Here is a 20971-nt window from a genome sequence, read left to right as displayed (position 1 = left end):
TCAGATCCCCACCGTGAAGTCGGACGACCAGACCGTGATCTCGTAGACGATCCGGTCCCAGATGCCTGTGACGAGCAGGACACCGACGGCGACGAGCATCCCGCCGCCGAGCCGCATGACCCACGCGTAGTGCCGCTTCACCCAGCCGAAGGCGCCCAGCGCGCGGCGGAAGGCGAGGGCGGCGAGGACGAAGGGGACACCCAGCCCCAGACAGTAGGCCACCGTCAGCAGCGCACCGCGCCCCGCGCTCCCCTGGTCGGAGGAGAGCGTGAGGACGGCGGCGAGGGTCGGCCCGATGCAGGGCGTCCAGCCGATGCCGAACAGCACCCCCAGCATGGGGGCGCCCGCCAGCCCTATCGCGGGCCGCTTGTGGATGCGCACCTCCCGCTGGGTGAGGCGCGCCAGCGGACCGAGAACGCCCATGAAGGCGAGCCCCAGCAGGATCGTCAGCCCGCCCAGCACCTTGGAGATGACGTCGCGGTGCGCCTGGAGGGTGCCGCCGAAGCCGCCGAAGAGGGCGCCGCCCGAGACGAAGACGGCGGTGAAGCCGAGCACGAACAGGCCGGCGCCCAGGAACATCCGGCCGCGCCGGGCCTCGGCCAGGTCGGTGCCGCTGACCCCCGTGACGTAGGAGAGGTAGCCGGGCACCAGGGGCAGCACGCACGGCGAGAAGAAGGAGACCAGCCCGCCCAGCAGCGCGATGGGCAGCGCGAGCAGCAGGGCGCCGCTGAGGACGGTGTCGTTCATGCCCGAGGCCGCGAGAGAGGCCACGGGGCCGGCCGCGAGAGAGGTCATGGGGCGGTCACTTCGCGTCGATCAGAGGGTCGAGCGCCGAGCGCAGCTCCTTCTCGCTCAGCGACTTCAGCGCCCGCACCGCGACCTTGCCGTCCTGGTCGAGGATGAGGGTGGAGGGGATGGCCTGCGGGTTGAGGGCGTTCTTGGGGAACTTGAGGATGAGCTTGCCGCTGGGGTCGTAGAAGCTCGGGTAGTCGACGTCGTAGGTCCGCTCGAACGCCCGCGCGTTCGCCTTGTCCAGGTCGCGGGTGTTGATGCCGAGGAACTGGACGCCCTTGTCCTCGGTGTCGTGGGCGACCTTGGCCAGGTTGGGGGCCTCCGCGCGGCAGGGGCTGCACCACGAGCCCCACACGTTGAGCACGACGACCTTGCCCTCGTAGTCGGAGAGCTTCAGCTTCTTCCCGTCCACCGAGGTGCCCGCGAGATCCGGCGCCTCGGTGCGCTTGCCCTCGGGCACCTTGGTGATCTCACCGGTGCCCTTCACGAACTTCGTGTCGCCGGAGGACGAGCCGGGCTGCTCGCCGCTGCACGCGGACAGCAGCAGCGCGCCGGCGGCGACCCCGGCGGCCAGCAGGGTGGTGCGGCGGCGGGAGGCGCGGGTCTGGCTCATGTGAAAAGTTTCGCATGCGCGTATGAGCGATCTTCCGCACCCCCCTGTTGCCTCACCGCTGCGGCTGTACCTGACGGACGGGGCCCGGGGTCGGCCAAGCGCGGTACGGCAGACGTGGGACGCGCCCCGGAGGGGCGCGGGGAACTGCGCGACAAGCCACAACCCGCCCGCGGCCCGCACGCTGCGGTCAGTGGCACCCCCTTGCCGGAGCAGAACCCGCGGAAAGAGCCCTACGCTCCCGCGCTGCGCCCCTGGGCGCCCTTGCCGCCGCGGCCCCGCTTCGCCCCACCGCGCAGGTGCGGGGGCACCAGGTCGCGGGCCGGTTCGGTGTAGCCGACGGAGACGATGCGGTCGCCCAGGAAGGTGAAGCTCGTCAGCGAGGCGAGCGTGCACTGGCGGCGGCGCGGGTCGTGCCACAGCCTGCGGTGCTCGACGAAGCTGCGCAGGATCCAGATCGGCAGCTGGTGGCTGACGCACACCGCCTCATGCCCGCGCGCCGCGTCCTTCGCGGTCTCGATCGCGGCGCGCATCCGCACGACCTGTTCGAGGTACGGCTCGCCCCAGGAGGGGCGGAAGGGGTTGCGCAGGTGGCGCCAGTTGCCCGGCCTGCGCAGCGCGCCGTCGCCGACGCCGAAGGTCTTGCCCTCGAAGACGTTCCCGGCCTCGATCAGTCGCGCGTCGGTGCCCACGTCGAGCCCGTGCGCCTTGGCGACGGGGGTCGCGGTCTCCTGGGCGCGCTCCAGCGGGGAGGCGACGACGTGGGTGACGTCGCGCCCCTCCAGGTGCTCGGCGACGCGGTCGGCCATGCGGCGGCCGAGGTCGGAGAGGTGGTAGCCGGGTTTGCGTCCGTACAGGACGCCCTCGGGGTTGTGGACCTCGCCGTGCCGCATCACGTGGACGACGGTGACGGTCTTGTCGTCCTTGCGGGCGCCGGTCTCGCCGCCGTCGAGCGCCTGGGTGCCGGTGTTCCGGCTCACGTCCTCGCCCTGGCTCATGCCGGCACCGCCTCTGCGGCGGCGCGGGCGGCGGCCGGCAGCGCGGCGGCGATCCGCTCGATGGCGCGCTCGTCGTGCGCGGCGGAGACGAACCAGATCTCGAAGCCGGACGGCGGCAGGTAGACGCCCTGGGAGAGCATCGAGTGGAAGAAGGCGGTGAAGCGGAAGGACTCCTGCTTCTTGGCGTCGTCGTACGTGCGGACCCCGGCGTCGCCGAAGTCGCCGAAGAAGACGGAGAACATGGTGCCCGCCGTCTGCACCGTGTGCGCCACGCCCACCTTGGTCAGCGCCTCGGTGGCCAGCTCCCGCACCTGGCGGGCCGCGGAGTCGACCACGGCGTGCGCGGCGAAGCCGTTCGCGGCCAGCAGCCGCAACTGGGCCAGGCCCGCGGCGGTGGCGACCGGGTTCCCCGACAGGGTGCCGGCCTGGTAGACGGGTCCTGCCGGGGCGAGGTGGTCCATGACGTCCTTGCGGCCGCCGAACGCGGCGGTCGGGAAGCCGCCGCCCATCACCTTGCCGAAGGTCATCAGGTCGGGGACGACGCCGTCGATGCCGTACCAGCCGCGCGGTCCGGCGCGGAAGCCGGTCATCACCTCGTCGGAGATGTAGAGCGCGCCGTCGGCCCGGCACAGGTCCTTGAGCCCCTGGTTGAAGCCGTCGCGGGGCGGGACGATGCCCATGTTGCCCGGCGCGGCCTCGGTGATCACGCAGGCGATCTCGCGGGGGTGCGCGGCGAACGCCTCACGGACCGCGTCCAGATCGTTGTACGGCAGCACGATCGTGTCGCCTGCCTGCGCTCCGGTGACTCCGGGCGTGTCCGGCAGGCCCAGCGTGGCGATGCCGGAGCCGGCCGAGGCGAGCAGCGCGTCGACGTGCCCGTGGTAGCACCCCGCGAACTTGATGACCTTCGGGCGCCCTGTGTATCCGCGCGCCAGCCGGATCGCCGACATGGTCGCCTCGGTGCCGGAGGAGACGAGTCGTACCTGCTCGACGGGGTCGATCCGGCGCACGATCTCCTCGGCGAGCGCCACCTCGTCCTCGACGGGGGTGCCGAAGGACGTGCCGCGCTCCACGGCCTGCCGCACGGCCGCCGTGACCTCGGGGTGCGCGTGGCCGAGGATCGTCGGGCCCCAGGAGCAGACGAGGTCGACGTACTCCCTCCCGTCCGCGTCCGTGAGGTAGGGGCCGGAGCCCGACACCATGAACCGGGGCGTTCCGCCCACCCCGCGGAAGGCGCGGACCGGCGAGTTCACGCCTCCTGGTGTCACGGCGGCGGCGCGGTCGAAGAGCGACTGCGATACTGGTGCACTGTACGAGTAAGTCACGAAAGCCATGGTGTCATCAGGCCCGTGTGCGGGGCCTTCGGGGCGTTTCACGCTCCGTGGGACGGGGAGGTCTCTGACACGATGATCGGGCCGCACGGGACGGCAGTGCGGCCCGGATGAGCAGTCGGGTGGTGACATGCATCGCGGTGGCGGACTGGGAGAGGGGCCCGGCCCCTCGGAGACTGGCCCGGGGCGTGCGCAGGGGCGCCACAGGCGCACTGCGGCTGAGACCGAGAGCGGGACCACGACGGGAAGAGCACACAGCGGTACGGGGCACAGCGGCGGGCCGGACGGCGGCGCCGGGCAGCACGGCGGCACGGCGCACGACGGCACGGCGCACGACGGCAGGCAACACGGCGGCAGCGGGCCGAACGGCCCGGTGGCGGAGGACGGGACCACGAGCGGCAGCGGACTCGTGCGGGGCGGCGGCCTGATGGAGGGCGCGGGGCTCGCGGGTATCGGCAGCACGGCGAAGATCAGGAGCAGCAGGGGTGGCGGCCGAGTGGGGGTGACCTACAAGTACTTCGGGGCACCGGACGGTGCCACGGCCGCGCGCGTCCCCATCTCGATGCGCCCCGAGGAGCTGGGCGGGGACGAGTTGGGCCAGGGCATGTTCACCAAGATCAAGCCCGAGACGATGGCGGCGATGGTGCTGACGGGGATCGAGGGCATACCTCTGCACCGGGTCCCGCCGCTCGAACTCGTCGTCCTGCACCCGGACTACGCCGTGGTGAAGCTCCCCATGACGGTCGTCGACCCGCTGCGCGGCGTCGGTGACGAGACGGTGGGCGCGGCGGCGTTCATCTGGTCCACGGTCCCCGACCGGGCGGGACCGCAGGACGCCTTCAACGTCTACCAACTCCTGCACCGCTGGCAGGACTTCTCCGACCGCCTCCACGAGGCGGGCCACCAGGCCTACTGCCTGGTGTGGCCGTAGGCGCACCGACCGCGCGGGCAGCCGCTACGCTGCCCCACCATGCTGCATCTGCGGATCATCGCGCCCGCCGACCGCACCGCGCAGGTCACCACGCTCCTGAGCGAGACGGTGGGCACCACGCACCTCGTCGTGCTGGAGGGTGCGGCCCGCGACCCCGAGGGCGACCTCGTCCTGTGCGACGTCGCACGCGAGGCGGGGGACGAACTGCTCACCCGGCTCCGCGCCACGGGCCTGGACGAGGTGGGCGCCATCTCGGTGGACGGCATCGACCTGTCGCTCTCCTCGCGGGCCGACCGCGCCGAGGAGGACGCGCCGGGTGAGGGCGTGGACGCCGTGCTGTGGGAGTCGCTGAGCGAGGCCACGCACGAGGAGTCGCGGCTGACGCTGACCTATCTGACGTTCCTGACCGTCGCCACGATGCTCGCGGCCTGCGGTGTGCTGAGCGACAGCGCCGTCCTGATCGTGGGGGCGATGGTCGTCGGGCCCGAGTTCGGGCCGCTGGCGGGGGTGTGCACGGGGCTCGTGCGGCGGGCGCCGCGGCTGCTGTGGCGCTCGCTGGCGGCCGTCCTGGTGGGCTTCCCCGTGGCGATGCTGCTGACCGGCGGCTTCAGCGTCCTGATGGACGCGCTCGGCGTGTTCGAGTACGGCGACTTCGCCAGGCCGCACCCCATGACGGACTTCATCTGGAAGCCGGACCCGCTCTCGTTCGTCGTCGCCCTGCTGGCGGGGGTGGCCGGCATCGTCTCGCTGACCTCCGCCAAGTCCGGTGCGCTGGTGGGCGTCGCCATCTCGGTGACGACGGTGCCCGCGGCGGCCAACGCGGCGCTGGCGCTCAGCTACGGCAATCTCACCGAGACCGGCGGCTCGTTTCTCCAACTGCTGGTCAATCTGGCCGGGATCGTGCTGGCCGGGACGCTGACCCTGCTGGGCCAGAAACTGTTCTGGGCCTACCAGCGGCGGCAGCGGACGACCTGACGCCGCGCCAGGGCGACGGAAGACCGCGCCGCGTGCGACGACGGGCGCCCCGCCACCGTGTCAGCGGTGGCGAAAGCGCCCGTCGTCGTCGGGTCCTGACCTGACCGTCAGTCCTCGCCCTTGTCGGTGCTCACCCGGCCTGAGGCGGCCGAGTCACCCGACGCCTTGCCCGGCGCACTGCCCGCCTGAGCGGGCTCGTCGTCGGCCACCACGGCGTCGGCCACGGCCTGGGCCACCTCGGCGTCCAGGATCTCCGCGTCCAGCTTGGGCGCGTCCGGGTCGACCGGCGCGATCTGGAACTCGAAGTCGCCGCCGTACTGCTCGTGTCCGGCGACCACCGCGCTGCCCACGGCCTCCTCGCCCCGCTCGGTGCGGATGATCAGCGGGTCCCTGCGCAGGTCCTTGGAGAGCGCGATGCACAAGCCGATCATCACGACCGTGAAGGGCACCGCCACCAGGATGGTGAGGTTCTTCAGGCCTTCCAGCGCTTCGTCCCCACCACCACCGATCATCAGCATGATCGCGCCGACGGCGCCGGTGAGGACACCCCAGATGATGACGACGCCGCGGCTGGGCTCCAGCGTGCCCTTCTGCGAGAGCGTGCCCATCACGATCGAGGCCGCGTCCGCTCCGGAGACGAAGAAGATGCCGACCAGGAGCATCACGATGAAGCCGGTGACGCTGGCGATGGGGTACTCGTTCAGCACGTTGAACAGCTGGGCCTCCTGGGTGTCGCCCAGGTTCGTGCCGTCGGACTGGAGCTTCATGGCGGTGCCACCGAAGATCGCGAACCAGATGAGGCTCACGACGCTGGGGACCAGGATCACGCCGCCGACGAACTGGCGGATGGTGCGGCCCCGGCTGATGCGGGCGATGAACATGCCCACGAACGGCGTCCAGGAGATCCACCAGGCCCAGTAGAAGACCGTCCAGCCGGACAGCCACTCGGCCACGCCCTTGCCGCTGGAGGAGTCCGTCCGCCCGATCAGCTGCGGCAGGTCGCCGAGGAAGCTGCCGACGGAGGTCGGCACCATGTTGAGCATGAGGATCGTCGGGCCGACGACGAAGAGGAAGAGCACCAGCAGCCCTGCCAGCACCATGTTGATGTTGGACAGCCACTGGACGCCCTTCTCCACGCCGGAGACGGCGGAGAAGACGAACGCCACCGTCAGCACGGCGATGATGGCGACCAGCACACCGGTGCTGACCTTGCTCGCCCAGCCTGCCTCCTCTATGCCGCTGCCGATCTGCAGCGCGCCCAGACCCAGCGACGCGGCGGAGCCGAACAGCGTGGCGAAGATGGCGAGGATGTCGATGACCTTGCCGACACCGCCGTTGGCGGCCCGCTCACCGATCAGCGGGGTGAAGACCGCGCTGATGGTCTGCCGCCTGCCGCGACGGAAGCAGCTGTAGGCGATGGCGAGGCCGACGACCGCGTAGATCGCCCACGGGTGCAGCGTCCAGTGGAAGAGCGTGGTGGCCAGCGACGTCTGCATGCGGTCCGCGTCGTTGGCCGGGTTCGTGCCGGGCGGCGCCTCGTTGAAGTGGCTCAGCGGCTCGCTCACGCCGTAGAACATCAGCCCGATGCCCATGCCGGCGCTGAACATCATCGCGATCCACGAGACGGTCTTGAACTCCGGCTGCTCCCCCTCCTTGCCGAGGGTGATCCTGCCGTAGCGGCTGAAGGCCAGCCACAGCGAGAAGATCACGAAGCCGGTCGCGGCGAGCACGAAGGCCCAGCCGCCGTTGTGCATCGTCCAGTCGAGCATCGTCGAGGAGACGTCGCCCAGCGAGTCCGTCGCCAACGCGCCCCAGACGACGAAAATGAGCGTGAGCAGCGCCGTGACACCGAACACGATGCGGTCGGTCTGGGGGCCCCGGGTCAGTCCCCCGCTGGAGGCATAGGCCTCCTCTGTCTCAGGTTTCACGTTTGACTATTGCCCTTCCTCCGGAGGACACGCGTCCTCGTAAGCGCACGGTTCTGACATGGATTCGCAGGGCCGCTACCCGGCTCGGATGAAAGTAATCCGGCTGATCAGCGCCCTCCAAAGCCTGATTTTCCGCTCAACTGGCCACAGCAACAGGCACGTTGCTCGCGCCTCGGCAGACGTCACCACGCTGCGTGACCAGTGGAACCCGGTAAGCCTAGGGCCAGTGCCCCCACCGGGAACCCCCGCGGAGGCGTCGGCCCAGGGGTCGTTGCCAATCCGGAACATGGCACGGCCTCACGGCGGGACCTCCCACAAGGCCAGGAGAGCGGCGAAAGGGAAAAGACTGACTTTGCGCAACATAGACGCCAGGCGACCGGACGCCTGAGCAGCGGGTGCGGTAGACATGGTGCCGTCGCCCCGTCGGCGCAACGCCTCACGGGCGCACGCGGACGGCGACGCCCCGACGACGACCCAGCGAGGAGGCCAGCCGTGCCGCGGAGGGCAAAGAGGGACGCCGTGCGCGCGTCGTACGCGACCAATGCCGCACTCGCCCTCGTACTCGCCGGCGCCCTCGCCGCCTGCACGGGCTCCTCCGACCCCGAGGGCGGCAACGACGGCAAGCCGGGAGGCTCCTCCGCCTCACCGAGCGCGGCCGAGCCCGGAAAGTACAGCACCCTCCCCGAGCCCTGCGACGCCGTCGGCACAGGCACCCTGCGCGACCTGCTGCCCGGAGCCGCGGCGGCCGAGGACGACGGCACGGCCGCCCCCAGCCCGAGCGCCGACCCCTACGAGGGCGAGCCGAGCGCCACCTACGACACCGACCGCAGGGTCGGCTGCCGCTGGAAGAACGCCACCACCCTCAGCACCCGCCACCTGAACATCGACTTCGAGCGGGTGGTCTCCTACGACCCGTCCGTCAGTGACGACGAACAGGCCGCGCAGCTGTACGCCAAGAAGGCCCACAAGGCGCACATTCCCCTCGCGCCGGGCGACGACAGCAGCACCGGCCCGGACTCGGACTCGGGCTCCGGCTCCGACGCGGACTCGGGTTCCGACGCGGACCCGGACGCCTCCGGTGAGGCGGGGAAGAGCGGCGGCAAGACTCCCGAAGGACACGCCTCACCGACCGAGGAGGCCGACGGCGGCGGAGGCAAAGCCGGCAAGTCCGACAAGGGTGACAAGGGACACAAGGGCGGCAAGGCCGAGGAGTCGGCCCCCCCGGGGTCCGACGCCTCCTCCCCCACCCCGGACGAGGACCTGATGCCCCGCTCCCTGGACGGCCTGGGAGACGCCGCCTACATCGACGACGCGCTGCACACCGCGGACTCCGGCATCCACCGGGACATCACCCTGGTCTTCCGTACCGCCAACGTGATCGCCACCGTCGAGTACGACCAGTGGGTGACGGACAAACACCGCATCCCGGACAGCAAGGAACTCCAGGAGAAGGCGCGCAAGCTCGCCGGCCACCTCGCGGAACAGTTCCAAGACTGACCGAGCTGACCCTATGGGCGTTTTCGCCCCTTTCGCCCGTCCTCCGTTGTGGCCGACCCCACCCTGTGGGCAGTCCCACGCCGCGGAAGGTGCCGCGAAACACCCACACGGGACGACAGGTTGCGTACCGTTCCGACAGCACCGCTGCCACCCCCCGGCTCGGCACAACTGGTGAAGACCCCGGAAGCGAAGGAACCATGCACCGAAACGCCCCGCGCAACGCCCCTCGACGGAGCAAAACCGTCAGGAACACGCTCGCCTGTGCGGCAGTGGCGCTCCCCGTCCTGCTGGTCGCCGGCTGCTCCTCGGACTCCGACCAGGGCAAAGAGTCGGACTCCCCCTCGGCCTCCGCGAGCAAGTCGCCCACCGTGGCGCCCGCCAAGTTCAAGAAGCTGCCCGACTCGTGCAAGAGCATCGGCAAGGACACCGTCAAGGACGTCGTCCCCGGCACCGACGACAAGTCGGGCAAGAAGGTCGGCTCCGGTGACGCCGACGACTCCAACAGCTGCCTGTGGAGCGGGCTCGACAAGTACGACTACCGCCAGCTGACCCTCTCCTTCAAGCGCTTCGACTCCGACCCGGCCATCGGCTCGGGCGCCAAGCGCGCGGCGGACCACGTCAAGCAGCAGCTCGACGAGAAGTCCGCCAACAAGAGCAACCGCGACCTCAAGGAGTTCAAGGTCTCCGGCGTCGGCGACGAGGCCTCGGCCGTCGCCTACGAGGCCAAGAAGGAAGACACCAAGGGCAAGACGTCCGACTTCCGGGCCGAACGCCTGGTCACCCGCGTCGCCAACGTCGTGGTCACCGTCGACTACGAGGGCGCCGGCTTCGAGGACGCCAAGAAGCCGGACGCCGACGAGGTGAAGAAGAACGCCGAGAAGGCGGCCAAGGAAGCGGTCAAGCAAATCAATTGACTGCTCCCCTCCGGAAGAGAGGATTCCTAGCTCACGCTGCCTGACCAGGCGTCGCCTGGTCAGGTCTTCCACGATCATCACTAGCCGGGGTCAGACCAGCCCGGATCAGCATGACGCGTGCGGAGTTCTTGTCCCGAGGGGATGAGACTCCGCACGCGGTGCAGGTGTAGATGCGCTCACCCAGCGGCAATGCGTGCTTGGCTCTCGCTCCGCAATGCGCGCAATCCATCGTAGTGTGCGCAGGATGTACCAGATGTACAGCACGGCCGTGCTTGCGGCCCATCTCTATCAAGGCCACCTTGGTTGCGCCGATGGCGGCGTCAGCGGCCTTTCTGGCCATAGTGGTCTTGGCCAAGAATCTCGGTCGAAAATCCTCGATCGCGAGAGCATCGTGGTCACGGGCAATCTTCTTGGCCCACTTGCGGCCGGTGTCCTGCCGTCGCCTGGCAATCTTTTTGTGTAGCTTCGCGCGCAGCCGCTTGGCCTCGCGGTAGCCCTTCGAGGCGACCTGCCCTTTCTTCGGCTTGCGTCGGGCCATCATCCGGTCGTACCGGGTCAACTTCTCCTTAGCCTTCCGCCCGTGCTCGGCATGCGGGAGATCGTGGCCGTCACTGGTAGTGGTCGCAGTCTCTTTCACACCCCAGTCAATACCGATGACGCGTCCCGTGGTGGGCACAGGCTGGACTCCGACTGGGACGACGAAGCTGGCGTACCAATGCCCGAGGCTGTCCTGACAGACACGCACGCTCGACGGGGCAGCGGGTAGCTCTCGCGACCACACCACCGTCAGCACGATTCCGCCCGCTAGATGCAGACGGCCTTCCTTCAGCCGGAAACCACATCGTGTGTAGTTCAGCGTCGGCAGCGCATTACGCTTTTTCTTGTACCGGGGCATACCGGCCCGGCTTGTAAGAGGCAGGCGCTCTCGAATGTCTTTCTGCGCCTTGGCCCTGGAACGTCCGAAGTCCCGTATTACCTGCTGCTGTGGAACCGAGCTACCCTCACGCAGCCAGGAGGCGGTTCTTCTGGCTGCAGTCAGCATTTTGTCGAGCTGCGCCGGACCGCACGTTAGCTTGTCGGCCCCCTCCGGCCGGGTCTTATTCCACGCATGAACCTGCTTGGACTTAGCTACGCACTCGTTCCAGATCCAACGACATCGATCCCACTCCGCGAGCAGGGAGATCCGAGCGGTGGACGACATACGCAACCGGAAGGTCCATCGGGCGCACCCGACCCCTTCCCTCACGAGTGATGTCGTCATGATGTCACAATAGCATCATGATCCGCTTTGCGCTCCGTATCCCAGAAGACCTGCACACCAGACTGGCCGCTCAGGCGGCTACTGACCGGCGCTCGATCAACTCCGAGATTCTGCACCTACTCGAAGTCGAACTCGGTACACGTGGGGCTGACTCCGAATCCCTTGGCAGCGACTCGGATCTTCCTGCTTCGCTCCGCGAGAAGCCGGAGTCCTCACGACATTGAAGGGCTGGCATCCTCTCTGGTGCCCCCAACAGGCAGAGGCCGGGCTCCGCGCATGCTGGGGCCCCGGAGTGTGTCAAGGTGGGCGCGCCACGTAGGTCCAGATCAGGCTGCCACCACTCAGCGCCGGCACGAAAGAAACGCCCGTACGATGCCGGTGCTGAGCGCAGCCCCGTCCGAAAGAGGAACAAGCCCATGGCCCCGCGGCAGAGCCCGGTATGCCCCATCCACTTCCTCCTGGAACGCGTATGGCGCGGCACCTGTACCTGTGGACGCTGGACAACCCCGGTCTCACCTACCGGGAAGCATTGAAGTGGGAGAGTCTCTGGCATCTGAGCGCGCCCGGCTACGGAAGGCCTACGGGTGATGGCTGTTGCGCTTGAGGGCGCCTTGGCCGGAATGGACTCTCCTGCGCACTGGACTGTTCAGCCCAAGGTTCCTCGCGGACATGCGGTTTACTCTGAGTCTCGTGAACGACAGCTGAACGCAACGGTGTCGAGTGGGGCCTCGCGCCCACGGCTGGATGCCAACCAACCGCTCGCCTCGAGGTGGCCAAATCCCAAAAGGGGAGGACGTGGAGAACCGGTTCGCAGGAAGGTGCACGTTGTGCTCCGTGCAGGTCGCGGCACGCGGCGGGTTCGTACAGAGGAGTGAGAGCGGCACATGGGAGGTGCGCTGCGCAACATGTCGATACGTTGACGAGCTCGCCGAGTCGGATGACTTTGACCCGGACGAGATCGTCCTGCCCGCGGCACCACCGCCCGGATCCGCTCCCGTCCTGCACCTTCGTGTTCTCGGACTGAACCGATCCTGTTGGAAGTGCGGAAGGGACACCACCTGCATCGCAGGCCTATATCCGGCCCGTCCAGCACGCGGTTACTGCGGGCTCTTCACCACTGAGAACGCCCGCACCATGGCACTCGCCGTGCAACTTCTGGAGCGCAACGGCCGGGCGGACCTGGCAGCACAGGTCAAGTCCCGATATAGCAGGACCATGCGCGAACGGCAGCTGACGAACGGATGCGGGCACTGCGACGTACTCCAAGGCAACTTCCCTGTCCAGGAGGAGGCGCTCGATCACGTCGTGGCAGCTGGCGGGCCGGACGGACTCGACACGCTCCTCGTCGCCGAGTGCCCGGCTCGAGCGTGGCAGGAAGTGGTGCACGATAACGGCGGCGGTGTCATTGCCGTCTGACGCAAGGCCGTACGCAGAGAGCCCTCGTCACGTCGAGCGCTCCTCGCCTGCAGAACTCTGCTGCTCGAGTTGCAACTCCCTCTTGCGCTGCTCTTCCTTCAAACGCTCCACGAACCGCGCGAACTTCCTCAGCCGCTCTGCTTCGGAGAGCGGGTGCGCCGCATCCGGCCCCGCGTAATCGTCAAGCATGAACTGCGAAGCGTTGTAGTGCTTCTCGATGTCGTCCGCCGTCGACTGCAGGTTGTAGCCACGTTCGCGGAACTTGAAGTAGCCGGTGATACCCGCCGACACACCAACCAACGCGCTCAGCGTCGAAGTCGCTATCCCCAAAGCCTGGTTAGCCCCTGGATTCATCGCCACGAGCGTCGACGTCACAATAGACCCCGTGATGATCACAACTTGGAACAAGTTGTGCACCCGGCGGTTCCTTGCGGCCCCATGCCGGTACTGCTCGATCAGGTCGAGCGACGCCTCCCGATAGATCCTGAGTCCGGACGGTGAATCGAGGGGGAGCTTCGCCGCTGCAGTCTGCCGCTCCGAAAGCGCCGCCCGCATGGCGGCGTTCTTCGCGACGAGGTCCTTCCGACCCTTCAGCCACAAGCGTCCCAGCAGGGTTGCCAGGCCTAGAAGGATCAGAAGTCCGACGTACCGCGTGATGACCGGCTGATCGCGCCACAGCCCCACAATCACCGTGTACCCGAAGAGCCCTGCGAGGCCCAGAGCTCCCAATTCCCCCAGGACGTAGAGCCTCTGCCACGTCTTCACGCCCTTGAGGTCTGAAGCAGCCCCATCATGTGCCTTAGCTGCCTCGCGGTACTCGCGCTGAAGCTCGCGCTCCTCGTACTCCGGCATCCCCTCAGGTCCGTCGCCCAGCCCTAACGTCACGCCACTCCCCCGAATACGCGTCACCGGCAAGCGCAAGTAGTCCGGCTCGCCGATCGACTCAACACATGCAACAGGAAGGGCACATCGTACTGACCAGCAGCAACATCGGAAACATAGAGGTAAGCATGAAGCTGTGGGAGCTGCGCAGCTACGACGAGGTGATCCGGATGGAACAGGACCGGCTCATCTACGAGACGCGGCTGCGCGCCCGGTACGGGCGGTCCTGGCGGCGCCGGGCGCCCGTGGAGGCGCTGATGCCGCTGAAGCTCGTCCGCTACGGGGTACCGCTGCGCGAGACGGCACCCGAGGCGACCAGGCTCCCCGAGACGGCGCCCGAGGCGACCGAACTGCCCCGGCCGGCGCCCGGGACACCCGCCGTCGGGGTCGAGGCCGCGGACAGTCTGCCGCCCGGGCAGGTCCCGCCCGAGGCCGCGACCGCGTCGGCCCCGGCCCCGGCCCCGCAGCACGAGACGGCACTGGCACCCGCCCCCGTTCCGCCACCTGGATWCGAGCCCGCCCCGTCGCCGGAGCCCGAACCCGCCGACGGGCAGGGCTCGGAGGCCGCACCCGGACCCGCCGCCCAGCCCCCGGCGGCGGAGTTCCCCGTGCCGGTGGCGCCCGGCCGCTACCGGCAGCTCGGTGAGCCGGCGGCCACGGCGGCCACGGCCGGCGCGTCGGTACCGGCGGCGCCCGCGCGGGTCGAGGAACTGTTCATCGAGCCCAGGCCGCCCGAGCCCGCCCCCCCACGAGGGGCCGGGACAGCCCGGCACGCACGCGGACGACGAGACGTACGCGGGCACGGAGACGTACGCGGGGACGGAGCCGTACGCGGGGACGGAGCCGTACGGGGACACGGAGGCGCACGAGGGCATGGAGGCGTACGCGGCCCCGGACTTGGGCCCGGCCCCGGACCTGGGCCCGGCCCCGGCGGGGCTCGCGGACGAGGACGACGGCCCGTACGGCGGTGACGAGCCCGTCGGCATCCCCGACGGCATCCCCCGCGAGGAGGTCTACTTCGAGGCGTACCGCCACTACGTCGCCTCGCACGGCGCCTTCCCCACCGCGCGCCACCTCTCCCGCACCCTGCACGACGGCTTCGGGGTTCCCACGGTGGACGGCGAGCTGCTGAGCGAGACCTATCTGGGCTCGTACATGCGCGAGTTCAAGGACCGCTACAACACCGAGATGGGGCTCGCGGGGTAGCGGCCTTCGCACTCGGCCGGTGTCATGCCCCCAGCAGCTTGCGGACCCGCTCGGCGCCCACCGCGAGCAGCAGGGTGGGCAGGCGGGGGCCGGTCTCGCGGCTGACGAGGAGCCGGTAGAGCAGGGCGAAGAAGCCGCGCTGGGCGACCTTGAGTTCCGGGGTCGGCTTCGCGTCGGGGGCGAGCCCCGCCTGGACCTTCGGTACGCCGTACACCAGGGAGGTGAGGCCCTCCAGCGACCAGTTCGCCTCCAGGCCTTCGAGGAGCAGCCGCAGCGACTCGCGCTGCTGCTCGTCGAGCGAGGCGAGGAGTTCGGCGTCGGGCTCGTCGCGTACCCGGGTGCGCTGGTCGGCGGGGACCTGGGTGGTGATCCACCGGTGGGCGCGGTCCAGGCGGGGGCGGACCTCGTCCAGGTTGTGCACCGGGTGGGCGGGGTCGAGCTCGCTGAGGATGCGCAGGGTCTGCTCCTCCTGGCCGCCGGTGATGTCGGCGACCGAGGCGAGGGTGCGGTAGGGCAGCGGGCGCTCGGTGAGCGTGAGCGGGCCCAGGGCCGTGGTCGAGGCGCGGGTGTGCGCCGCGATGTCGGCGGGCTGGGCGCTGCCGTCGGCGATCTTGCGGCCGAGCGCGTCCCACTCGTCGTAGGTGCGCTGGATCTCCTGGTCGAAGGCGACCTTGAAGGACTGGTTGGGCTTGCGCCGCGCGTACATCCAGCGCAGCAGCGGGGCCTCCATGATCTGGAGGGCGTCGGCGGGGGTGGGGACGCCGCCCTTGGAGGAGGACATCTTGGCCATGCCGCTGATGCCGACGAAGGCGTACATCGGGCCGAGGGGCTGCTGACCGCCGAAGATCTCCTTGACGAGCTGGCCGCCGACGACGAACGAGGATCCCGGCGACTGGTGGTCGACGCCGGACGGCTCGAAGACGACGCCCTCGTACGCCCAGCGCATCGGCCAGTCGACCTTCCACACCAGCTTGCCGTGGTGGAAGGTGCGCAGCTCGACGGTCTCGCCGTGGCCGCACCGGCAGGTGTAGGTCAGCTCGGTGGTCTCGTCGTCGTAGGCGGTGACCGTGGTCAGGTCGCGACCGCAGGCGGTGCAGTAGGGCTTGTACGGGTAGTAGGCGGAGCCCGCGCCGGCGCCCGAACCGTCGTCCTCGGCCGCCGCGCCCGAACCCTCGGCGGCCTCGACCTCTGCCTCGTCCGGCTTCTGCTGCTTCTGCTGCTGCTGCGGCTTCTTGCCGCCGCTCTTGGCTTCCTTCTCCAGCGTCCGGTAGCGGTCCAGCACGGCGTCGATGCGCTCGCGCTCGCGCATGGCGAAGAGGATCTGCTCGGTGTAGGTGCCAGCGGTGTACTGCGCGGTCTGGCTGATGCCGCGGTACTCCACGCCGAGCTCCAGCAGGGAGGCCTCCATGGCGGCCCTGAAGTGCTCGGCCCAGCTGCCGTACGGGCTGCCCTCGGGCGCGGGCACGGCGGTCAGCGGGCGGCCGATGTGCTCGTCCCAGGACGCGTCCACGCCCTCGACACCGGCCGGGACCTTGCGGAACCGGTCGTAGTCGTCCCAGGACAGCAGGTGCTCGCAGTCCAGGCCGCGGCGCTTGATCTCGTCGGCGACCAGGTGCGGCACCATGACCTCGCGCAGGTTGCCCAGGTGGATGGGGCCCGAGGGGCTCAGGCCCGAGGCGCAGACGATCTTTTTGAGGCCGCGCCGCTCCGCTTCGGCGATGACGTCATCGGCGATACGGGAGACCCAGTCGGCCTCATGGGTGGTCAAAGCCACGTCCGGCACTTCCTTCTCGTCGCGCTCTTCAAGCCTGCGCGGCCATTGTCCCACCCCGGAATGCGGCGGCGCCCCCCACTTCGTACGTGGGATACTGGGTCGCGCATCCAGCCACCCCGACGGAACGGTCAGCACTCCATGGCTACGGTCCCCTCTCTCGCCGCTACGGTCCGCCAGCGCGTCTCGGACGCCCTCTCGGCTGCTCTGCCGGAGGCCGCCTCCGCCGACCCGCTGCTGCGACGTAGCGACCGGGCGGACTTCCAGGCCAACGGGATGCTGGCGCTGGCCAAACAGCTGAAGGGGAACCCGCGCGAGCTGGCGGCGAAGGTCACCGAGGCGCTGCCCGCCAATGAGGAGATCGCCGGGATCGAGGTGTCGGGCCCCGGTTTCCTCAACATCACCGTCGCCGACAGCGCGATCGTGAACAACCTGGCGGCCCGCCGGCAGGACGAGCGGCTCGGCGTGCCGTACGCGGACGCCCCCGGCACGACGGTGATCGACTACTCGCAGCCGAACGTCGCCAAGGAGATGCACGTCGGGCACCTGCGCTCGACGGTGATCGGCGACGCGATCGTGAAGCTGCTCGAACACCGGGGCGAGACGGTGATCCGGCGCCACCACATCGGCGACTGGGGCACCAACTTCGGCATGCTCATCCAGTACCTGATCGAGCACCCGCACGAGCTGGACCACGCCTCCGACACGGCGGGCGCCAAGGACGCGGGCGAGGCCGCCATGGCCCGGCTCAACCGGCTCTACAAGTCCTCGCGCGCCCTCTTCGACTCCGACGAGGACTTCAAGGCCCGCGCCCGCGACCGGGTGCCGGCCCTGCAGAGCGGCGACGCGGAGACGCTGGCGCTCTGGCACAAGATCGTGGACGAGTCCAAGACGTACTTCCAGGGCGTCTACGACGAGCTGGACGTCGAGATCCGCGACGCGGACATCGTCGGCGAGAGCGCCTACAACGACGACCTCCAGCAGGTCGTCAAGGACCTGGAGGAGTCCGGGGTCGCCGTCCGCTCCGAGGGCGCGCTGTGCGTCTTCTTCGAGGACGTCAAGGGCCCCGACGGCACGCCCACCCCGCTGATCGTCCAGAAGTCCAACGGCGGCTTCGGCTACGCGGCCACCGACCTGGCCGCCATCCGCAACCGCGTCGGCGACCTCAAGGCCGACACCCTGCTGTACGTGGTCGACGCCCGCCAGGCGCTGCACTTCCGGATGGTGTTCGAGACGGCGCAGCGCGCCGGCTGGCTGCCCGAGGGCGCCGCCAGGCAGCTCCCGTTCGGCACCGTGCTGGGCAAGGACGGCAAGCCTTTCAAGACCCGCGAGGGCGAGACGGTGCGCCTGGTCGACCTGCTGGACGAGGCGGTGGAGCGCGCGGCGGCCGTCGTCCGCGAGAAGGCCGACGCGAGCGTGACCGAGGAGGAGATCCAGCGGCGCGCCCAGCAGGTCGGCATCGGCGCGGTCAAGTACGCGGACCTGTCCAACTCGATGACCCGCGACTACGTCTTCGACCTGGACCGCATGGTCTCCCTCCAGGGCGACACCAGCGTCTACCTCCAGTACGCGTACGCGCGGGTCCGCTCGATCTTCCGCAAGGCGAAGGACCTTCAGCCCGTGCCGCACCCGGAGCGCGAGCTGGTCCCGGCCGAGCGGGCGCTGGCCCTGCACCTGGACGGCTTCGCGGACACGCTGGTGACGGCGGCCGACGAGTACGCGCCGCACAAGCTGACGGCGTACCTGTACGAACTGGCCACGCTCTACAGCCGGTTCTTCGAGAACTGCCTCGTCCTCGACCCCGCCGAGCCCGCGCAGTCCGAGAACCGCCTGTTCCTGTGCGAGATGACCGCGAAGGTCCTCCACCAGGGTCTGGCGCTGCTCGGTATCCGCACGCCCGAGCGGCTCTGAGCCGCCTTCCGGCGCGGCCCTCGCGCACCCCGCGCGGCCGTGAGGGCCGGCGGGGCCGCGCGGTCACGACGGGTGGACGCCGCGCAGGATCTCCTCCCGCAGCTCGGCTGCCATCGTCTTGATGGTCCGCAGCCCCTGCCTGCCCCACGGGCGTGGGCGCTGGTCGACGACGCAGATCGTGCCCAGCGCCATGCCCGAGGGGTCGAGCAGCGGCGCGCCCAGGTAGGACTTGATGCCCACCTCGTCCACGACGGGGTTGACGGCGAACCGGGCGAAGTCGCGCACGTCCTCCAGCACCAGCGCGGTACGCCGGGCCACGACGTGCACGCAGAAGCCGTGGTCGCGCTCCATCACCCGGCCCACGCCGCCGTCCGGGTCGACGGGGCCCTTCTCCGGGTCCATGGTCGAGTCGTACAGGCCCGAGAAGTACTGCCGCCGCTCGTCGATGAAGTTGACCATCGCGAAGGGCGCGTCCGTGACCCGGGCCAGCTCCCGCGCGAAGGCGTCGAACTCGGGTATGGGCCGCTCGTCGATGCCCAGCTCCTTGAGCCGGGCCACCCGCGCGGGCGCCTCGGTGTCCTGCGGGGTCACCAGCAGGCGGGCCGTGAGGTCAGGCGGTGTGTACGGCATGCGCGCTCCTCGGGTCGATCAGGTGCTGGATGAGGGAGATGAGGACCCCGGTGGCGGAGTCGGGGGCGCGGGCGTCGCACAGGACGACGGGCACGCCCGGATCGAGGTCGATCGCCGCACGCACCTCGTCGGGGTCGTAGCGGTGGGAGCCGTCGAACTCGTTGACGGCCAGCACGAAGCGGATGCCGCGCCGCTCGAAGTAGTCCACGGCGGGGAAGCAGTGCTCCAGCCTGCGGGTGTCCGCCAGCACGACGGCGCCCAGCGCCCCGGCGGACAGCTCGTCCCACATGAACCAGAAGCGGTCCTGGCCCGGGGTGCCGAACAGGTACAGGACGTACCCCGCGTCGAAGGTGATGCGGCCGAAGTCCATGGCCACGGTGGTGGTGGCCTTCTCCTCCACCCCCTCCAGGCTGTCGGTGGCCGCGCTGACCTGCGTCAGCAGCTCCTCGGTGCTCAGCGGGTCGATCTCGCTGACCGCCCCCACGAAGGTGGTCTTGCCGACCCCGAACCCGCCCGCGACGATGATCTTCAGCGCGGTCGGGAAAGGGTCAGAGTCTTCTACGGAGCCCATCCAGCACCGCCTCCAGCAGTTCTCGGTCGTTCGTGGCGGGGCCCCGCAGGTGTACGGGGCCGCGCGTGGTGACGGCGCCGCAGTCCACCAGGTCCGACAGCACCACCTTGGTGACGGTGGCGGGCAGGTGGACGGTCGCGGCGATCTCGGCGACGGACACGGGGCCTTCGCACAGGCCGAGCACCTGGCTGTGCTCGGGGCCCAGGTAGCCGTTTGGGCGGACACCGGTCGCCAGCACCAGCGTCAGCAGATCCAGAGCGGCCGAAGGCCTGGTGCGTCCCTCGCTGACGGTGTACGGGCGGACCAGCCGGCCCGCGTCGTCGTCGAGCCAGGGCTCGTCGGGTGCTCCTGGCATGGTGTCAGGCGCCGCGAGGCTGCCGGGCCGGTGTCGCCAGGTACGGGCGGACGCTCTTGACCAGCATCGCCATCTCGTAGCCCAGCACGCCCGCGTCCGCCTCGCTCCCCGCGAACACGGCCAGGCAGGCGCCCTGGCCCGCGGTACTGACGAACAGCAGCGAGCTGTCCAGCTCGACCACCACCTGGCGCACGTCGTCGCCGCCCGCGAAGCGCACGCCGGCGCTGCGGCCCAGCGAGTACAGGCCCGAGGCGAGCGCGGCCATGTGGTCCGCCGTGTCGGTCTCCAGCCCGTGCGCCGCCTTCACCAGCCCGTCAGAGGACAGCAACAGGGCGCTGCGCGCATGCGGTACGCGCTCGACCAGTCCGGTCAGCAGCCAGGACAGGTCCACCGTCTGCTGTCGGAGGGGTGCTTCACTCATCTGGATCGTGTCTTCCTCTCGGTGGGCCGGGCTGTCGCCTGGAGTCGGTGGTCCTGACCGCCGCTTCAAGGGGTCGGCCTGCCGCCGTGCGGCGGAGACGGGGAGGGCCCGGGCGGCGCGGCCCGGTCCCACTCCCCAGCCTCGGCCCCGGTCTCGGCCCCGGCCCCGGTCTCGGCCTCGGCCCCGGTCTCGGCCTCGGTTTCGGCGCGGACGGTGCCGCGTAGGAACGCCGCCATGAGCCCCGGATCGTGGACCGGTTCGTCGGCGGGGACACCGGACGAGGCCGCTCGCAGCGGCGCGTCCCGCAGCTCGGGAACGAGGTGCTCCTGACGGCGCCGCCGAGGCAGCCGGGGCCGCTCGCCGCCCCCGGGCCCGCTTCCGGACGAAGGCGGCGGCCCGGGCGAGGAGGACGGCAACGGCGTGTGCGGCGGCCCGTCCGCCGAGGTGGGCGGCGGCTCGTGCCGCGGTGCCGGCGGCGCCACACGCGGCACCTCGGGGGCGCGTGTGGCGGCGGCGGCCCGCACCGGGAGGGTGCGCTCCGGCGCCCGGTCCTGCGGGGGCGCCGCCGCCA

Annotated in this window: 21 protein-coding genes and 1 pseudogene; 9 read left to right on the top strand and 13 right to left on the bottom strand. The window is 70.1% G+C overall.

Features of this window, described 5'->3' with window-relative positions:
* From AB8Z75_RS08345 to hemL, 4 genes are all read right to left on the bottom strand, one after another.
* Positions 1–795, bottom strand: a complete 795-nt coding sequence (locus AB8Z75_RS08345) for a cytochrome c biogenesis CcdA family protein (protein WP_369200759.1) — start codon at positions 793–795, stop codon at positions 1–3.
* A gap of 7 nt (positions 796–802) precedes the next feature.
* On the bottom strand, positions 803–1405 hold the full coding sequence (locus tag AB8Z75_RS08340) for a TlpA family protein disulfide reductase (RefSeq protein WP_369200758.1): 603 nt from the start codon (positions 1403–1405) through the stop codon (positions 803–805).
* Between the two features lie 230 nt (positions 1406–1635).
* Positions 1636–2295 (bottom strand): histidine phosphatase family protein, encoded by a 660-nt coding sequence (locus tag AB8Z75_RS08335; RefSeq protein ID WP_369200770.1) that lies wholly within the window; start codon positions 2293–2295, stop codon positions 1636–1638.
* A 101-nt stretch (positions 2296–2396) separates the two neighbouring features.
* Positions 2397–3725, bottom strand: a complete 1329-nt coding sequence (gene hemL / locus AB8Z75_RS08330) for a glutamate-1-semialdehyde 2,1-aminomutase (protein ID WP_369200757.1) — start codon at positions 3723–3725, stop codon at positions 2397–2399.
* Positions 3726–4158: 433 nt separating this feature from the next.
* Between hemL and AB8Z75_RS08325 the strand changes: the two genes are divergently transcribed.
* The gene (locus AB8Z75_RS08325) at positions 4159–4662 is read left to right on the top strand and encodes a hypothetical protein (RefSeq protein ID WP_369200769.1); all 504 of its coding nucleotides are present in this window, start codon (positions 4159–4161) and stop codon (positions 4660–4662) included.
* Positions 4663–4701: 39 nt separating this feature from the next.
* Positions 4702–5637, top strand: coding sequence for a DUF389 domain-containing protein (locus AB8Z75_RS08320; RefSeq protein ID WP_369200756.1), 936 nt, complete (start codon positions 4702–4704; stop codon positions 5635–5637).
* A gap of 107 nt (positions 5638–5744) precedes the next feature.
* Here the strand turns inward: AB8Z75_RS08320 and AB8Z75_RS08315 are convergent, their stop codons facing one another.
* Entirely contained in the window at positions 5745–7565 is a 1821-nt protein-coding gene (locus AB8Z75_RS08315; RefSeq protein WP_369200755.1) for a BCCT family transporter, read from the bottom strand.
* A gap of 492 nt (positions 7566–8057) precedes the next feature.
* On the opposite strand from AB8Z75_RS08315, the gene AB8Z75_RS08310 reads away from it, so the two are divergent.
* Together AB8Z75_RS08310 and AB8Z75_RS08305 are read left to right on the top strand one after the other, a co-directional pair.
* Positions 8058–9062: a hypothetical protein gene (locus AB8Z75_RS08310; protein WP_369200754.1), complete on the top strand. Its 1005-nt coding sequence runs from the start codon at positions 8058–8060 to the stop codon at positions 9060–9062.
* A gap of 197 nt (positions 9063–9259) precedes the next feature.
* Positions 9260–9976: a DUF3558 domain-containing protein gene (locus AB8Z75_RS08305; protein WP_369200753.1), complete on the top strand. Its 717-nt coding sequence runs from the start codon at positions 9260–9262 to the stop codon at positions 9974–9976.
* A 31-nt stretch (positions 9977–10007) separates the two neighbouring features.
* On the opposite strand, the gene AB8Z75_RS08300 is transcribed toward AB8Z75_RS08305, so the two are convergent.
* Entirely contained in the window at positions 10008–11237 is a 1230-nt protein-coding gene (locus tag AB8Z75_RS08300; RefSeq protein WP_369200752.1) for an RNA-guided endonuclease InsQ/TnpB family protein, read from the bottom strand.
* Positions 11238–11254: 17 nt separating this feature from the next.
* On the opposite strand from AB8Z75_RS08300, the gene AB8Z75_RS08295 reads away from it, so the two are divergent.
* On the top strand, positions 11255–11461 hold the full coding sequence (locus tag AB8Z75_RS08295; RefSeq protein ID WP_369200751.1) for an Arc family DNA-binding protein: 207 nt from the start codon (positions 11255–11257) through the stop codon (positions 11459–11461).
* Between the two features lie 910 nt (positions 11462–12371).
* Positions 12372–12653, top strand: a complete 282-nt coding sequence (locus AB8Z75_RS08290) for a hypothetical protein (protein WP_369200750.1) — start codon at positions 12372–12374, stop codon at positions 12651–12653.
* A gap of 27 nt (positions 12654–12680) precedes the next feature.
* Here AB8Z75_RS08290 and AB8Z75_RS08285 read toward each other — a convergent pair whose 3' ends face one another.
* Positions 12681–13505, bottom strand: coding sequence for a DUF4231 domain-containing protein (locus tag AB8Z75_RS08285; protein WP_369200748.1), 825 nt, complete (start codon positions 13503–13505; stop codon positions 12681–12683).
* 98 nt (positions 13506–13603) lie between these two features.
* Between AB8Z75_RS08285 and AB8Z75_RS08280 the strand changes: the two genes are divergently transcribed.
* Both AB8Z75_RS08280 and AB8Z75_RS08275 read left to right on the top strand, forming a co-directional pair.
* Positions 13604–14506 (top strand): hypothetical protein, encoded by a 903-nt coding sequence (locus AB8Z75_RS08280; RefSeq protein ID WP_369200747.1) that lies wholly within the window; start codon positions 13604–13606, stop codon positions 14504–14506.
* A complete protein-coding gene (locus AB8Z75_RS08275) occupies positions 14433–14741 on the top strand; it encodes a hypothetical protein (protein WP_369200746.1) in 309 nt (102 codons plus the stop codon). The genes AB8Z75_RS08280 and AB8Z75_RS08275 overlap by 74 nt, the downstream gene beginning before the upstream one ends.
* 22 nt (positions 14742–14763) lie before the next feature.
* On the opposite strand, the gene lysS is transcribed toward AB8Z75_RS08275, so the two are convergent.
* A complete protein-coding gene (lysS, locus tag AB8Z75_RS08270; RefSeq protein ID WP_369200745.1) occupies positions 14764–16515 on the bottom strand; it encodes a lysine--tRNA ligase in 1752 nt (583 codons plus the stop codon).
* A 138-nt stretch (positions 16516–16653) separates the two neighbouring features.
* On the opposite strand from lysS, the gene argS reads away from it, so the two are divergent.
* A complete protein-coding gene (gene argS / locus AB8Z75_RS08265; protein WP_369200744.1) occupies positions 16654–18423 on the top strand; it encodes an arginine--tRNA ligase in 1770 nt (589 codons plus the stop codon).
* Between the two features lie 63 nt (positions 18424–18486).
* Here argS and AB8Z75_RS08260 read toward each other — a convergent pair whose 3' ends face one another.
* From AB8Z75_RS08260 to AB8Z75_RS08240, 5 genes and pseudogenes are all read right to left on the bottom strand, one after another.
* On the bottom strand, positions 18487–19053 hold the full coding sequence (locus AB8Z75_RS08260) for a GAF domain-containing protein (RefSeq protein WP_369200743.1): 567 nt from the start codon (positions 19051–19053) through the stop codon (positions 18487–18489).
* A complete protein-coding gene (locus AB8Z75_RS08255; RefSeq protein ID WP_369200742.1) occupies positions 19034–19624 on the bottom strand; it encodes an ATP/GTP-binding protein in 591 nt (196 codons plus the stop codon). The genes AB8Z75_RS08260 and AB8Z75_RS08255 overlap by 20 nt, the downstream gene beginning before the upstream one ends.
* Positions 19602–19979 (bottom strand): DUF742 domain-containing protein, encoded by a 378-nt coding sequence (locus AB8Z75_RS08250; RefSeq protein WP_369200741.1) that lies wholly within the window; start codon positions 19977–19979, stop codon positions 19602–19604. The genes AB8Z75_RS08255 and AB8Z75_RS08250 overlap by 23 nt, the downstream gene beginning before the upstream one ends.
* Before the next feature lie 4 nt (positions 19980–19983).
* Positions 19984–20400, bottom strand: a complete 417-nt coding sequence (locus tag AB8Z75_RS08245; RefSeq protein ID WP_242753142.1) for a roadblock/LC7 domain-containing protein — start codon at positions 20398–20400, stop codon at positions 19984–19986.
* A 65-nt stretch (positions 20401–20465) separates the two neighbouring features.
* Positions 20466–20971, bottom strand: a pseudogene (locus AB8Z75_RS08240) (hypothetical protein); the annotation flags it as partial.

Origin of the sequence: Streptomyces sp. PU-14G, from assembly GCF_041028275.1 — a bacterium.
Lineage (GTDB): Bacteria > Actinomycetota > Actinomycetes > Streptomycetales > Streptomycetaceae > Streptomyces.
The sequence above is the reverse complement of the archived record's forward strand: the minus strand, read 5'-3'. Positions and strand labels throughout refer to the sequence as shown.

What these genes read in the sequence shown, in the direction of transcription:
- AB8Z75_RS08345 (WP_369200759.1), bottom strand. Translation starts at nt 795, where the DNA reads ATGACCTCTCTCGCGGCCGGCCCCGTGGCCTCTCTCGCGGCCTCGGGC.
- AB8Z75_RS08340 (WP_369200758.1), bottom strand. Translation starts at nt 1,405, where the DNA reads ATGAGCCAGACCCGCGCCTCCCGCCGCCGCACCACCCTGCTGGCCGCC.
- AB8Z75_RS08335 (WP_369200770.1), bottom strand. Translation starts at nt 2,295, where the DNA reads ATGCGGCACGGCGAGGTCCACAACCCCGAGGGCGTCCTGTACGGACGC.
- AB8Z75_RS08325 (WP_369200769.1), top strand. Translation starts at nt 4,159, where the DNA reads ATGGAGGGCGCGGGGCTCGCGGGTATCGGCAGCACGGCGAAGATCAGG.
- AB8Z75_RS08320 (WP_369200756.1), top strand. Translation starts at nt 4,702, where the DNA reads ATGCTGCATCTGCGGATCATCGCGCCCGCCGACCGCACCGCGCAGGTC.
- AB8Z75_RS08305 (WP_369200753.1), top strand. Translation starts at nt 9,260, where the DNA reads ATGCACCGAAACGCCCCGCGCAACGCCCCTCGACGGAGCAAAACCGTC.
- AB8Z75_RS08300 (WP_369200752.1), bottom strand. Translation starts at nt 11,237, where the DNA reads ATGACGACATCACTCGTGAGGGAAGGGGTCGGGTGCGCCCGATGGACC.
- AB8Z75_RS08295 (WP_369200751.1), top strand. Translation starts at nt 11,255, where the DNA reads ATGATCCGCTTTGCGCTCCGTATCCCAGAAGACCTGCACACCAGACTG.
- AB8Z75_RS08290 (WP_369200750.1), top strand. Translation starts at nt 12,372, where the DNA reads ATGGCACTCGCCGTGCAACTTCTGGAGCGCAACGGCCGGGCGGACCTG.
- AB8Z75_RS08285 (WP_369200748.1), bottom strand. Translation starts at nt 13,505, where the DNA reads ATGCCGGAGTACGAGGAGCGCGAGCTTCAGCGCGAGTACCGCGAGGCA.
- argS (WP_369200744.1), top strand. Translation starts at nt 16,654, where the DNA reads ATGGCTACGGTCCCCTCTCTCGCCGCTACGGTCCGCCAGCGCGTCTCG.
- AB8Z75_RS08260 (WP_369200743.1), bottom strand. Translation starts at nt 19,053, where the DNA reads ATGCCGTACACACCGCCTGACCTCACGGCCCGCCTGCTGGTGACCCCG.
- AB8Z75_RS08255 (WP_369200742.1), bottom strand. Translation starts at nt 19,624, where the DNA reads ATGGGCTCCGTAGAAGACTCTGACCCTTTCCCGACCGCGCTGAAGATC.
- AB8Z75_RS08250 (WP_369200741.1), bottom strand. Translation starts at nt 19,979, where the DNA reads ATGCCAGGAGCACCCGACGAGCCCTGGCTCGACGACGACGCGGGCCGG.
- AB8Z75_RS08245 (WP_242753142.1), bottom strand. Translation starts at nt 20,400, where the DNA reads ATGAGTGAAGCACCCCTCCGACAGCAGACGGTGGACCTGTCCTGGCTG.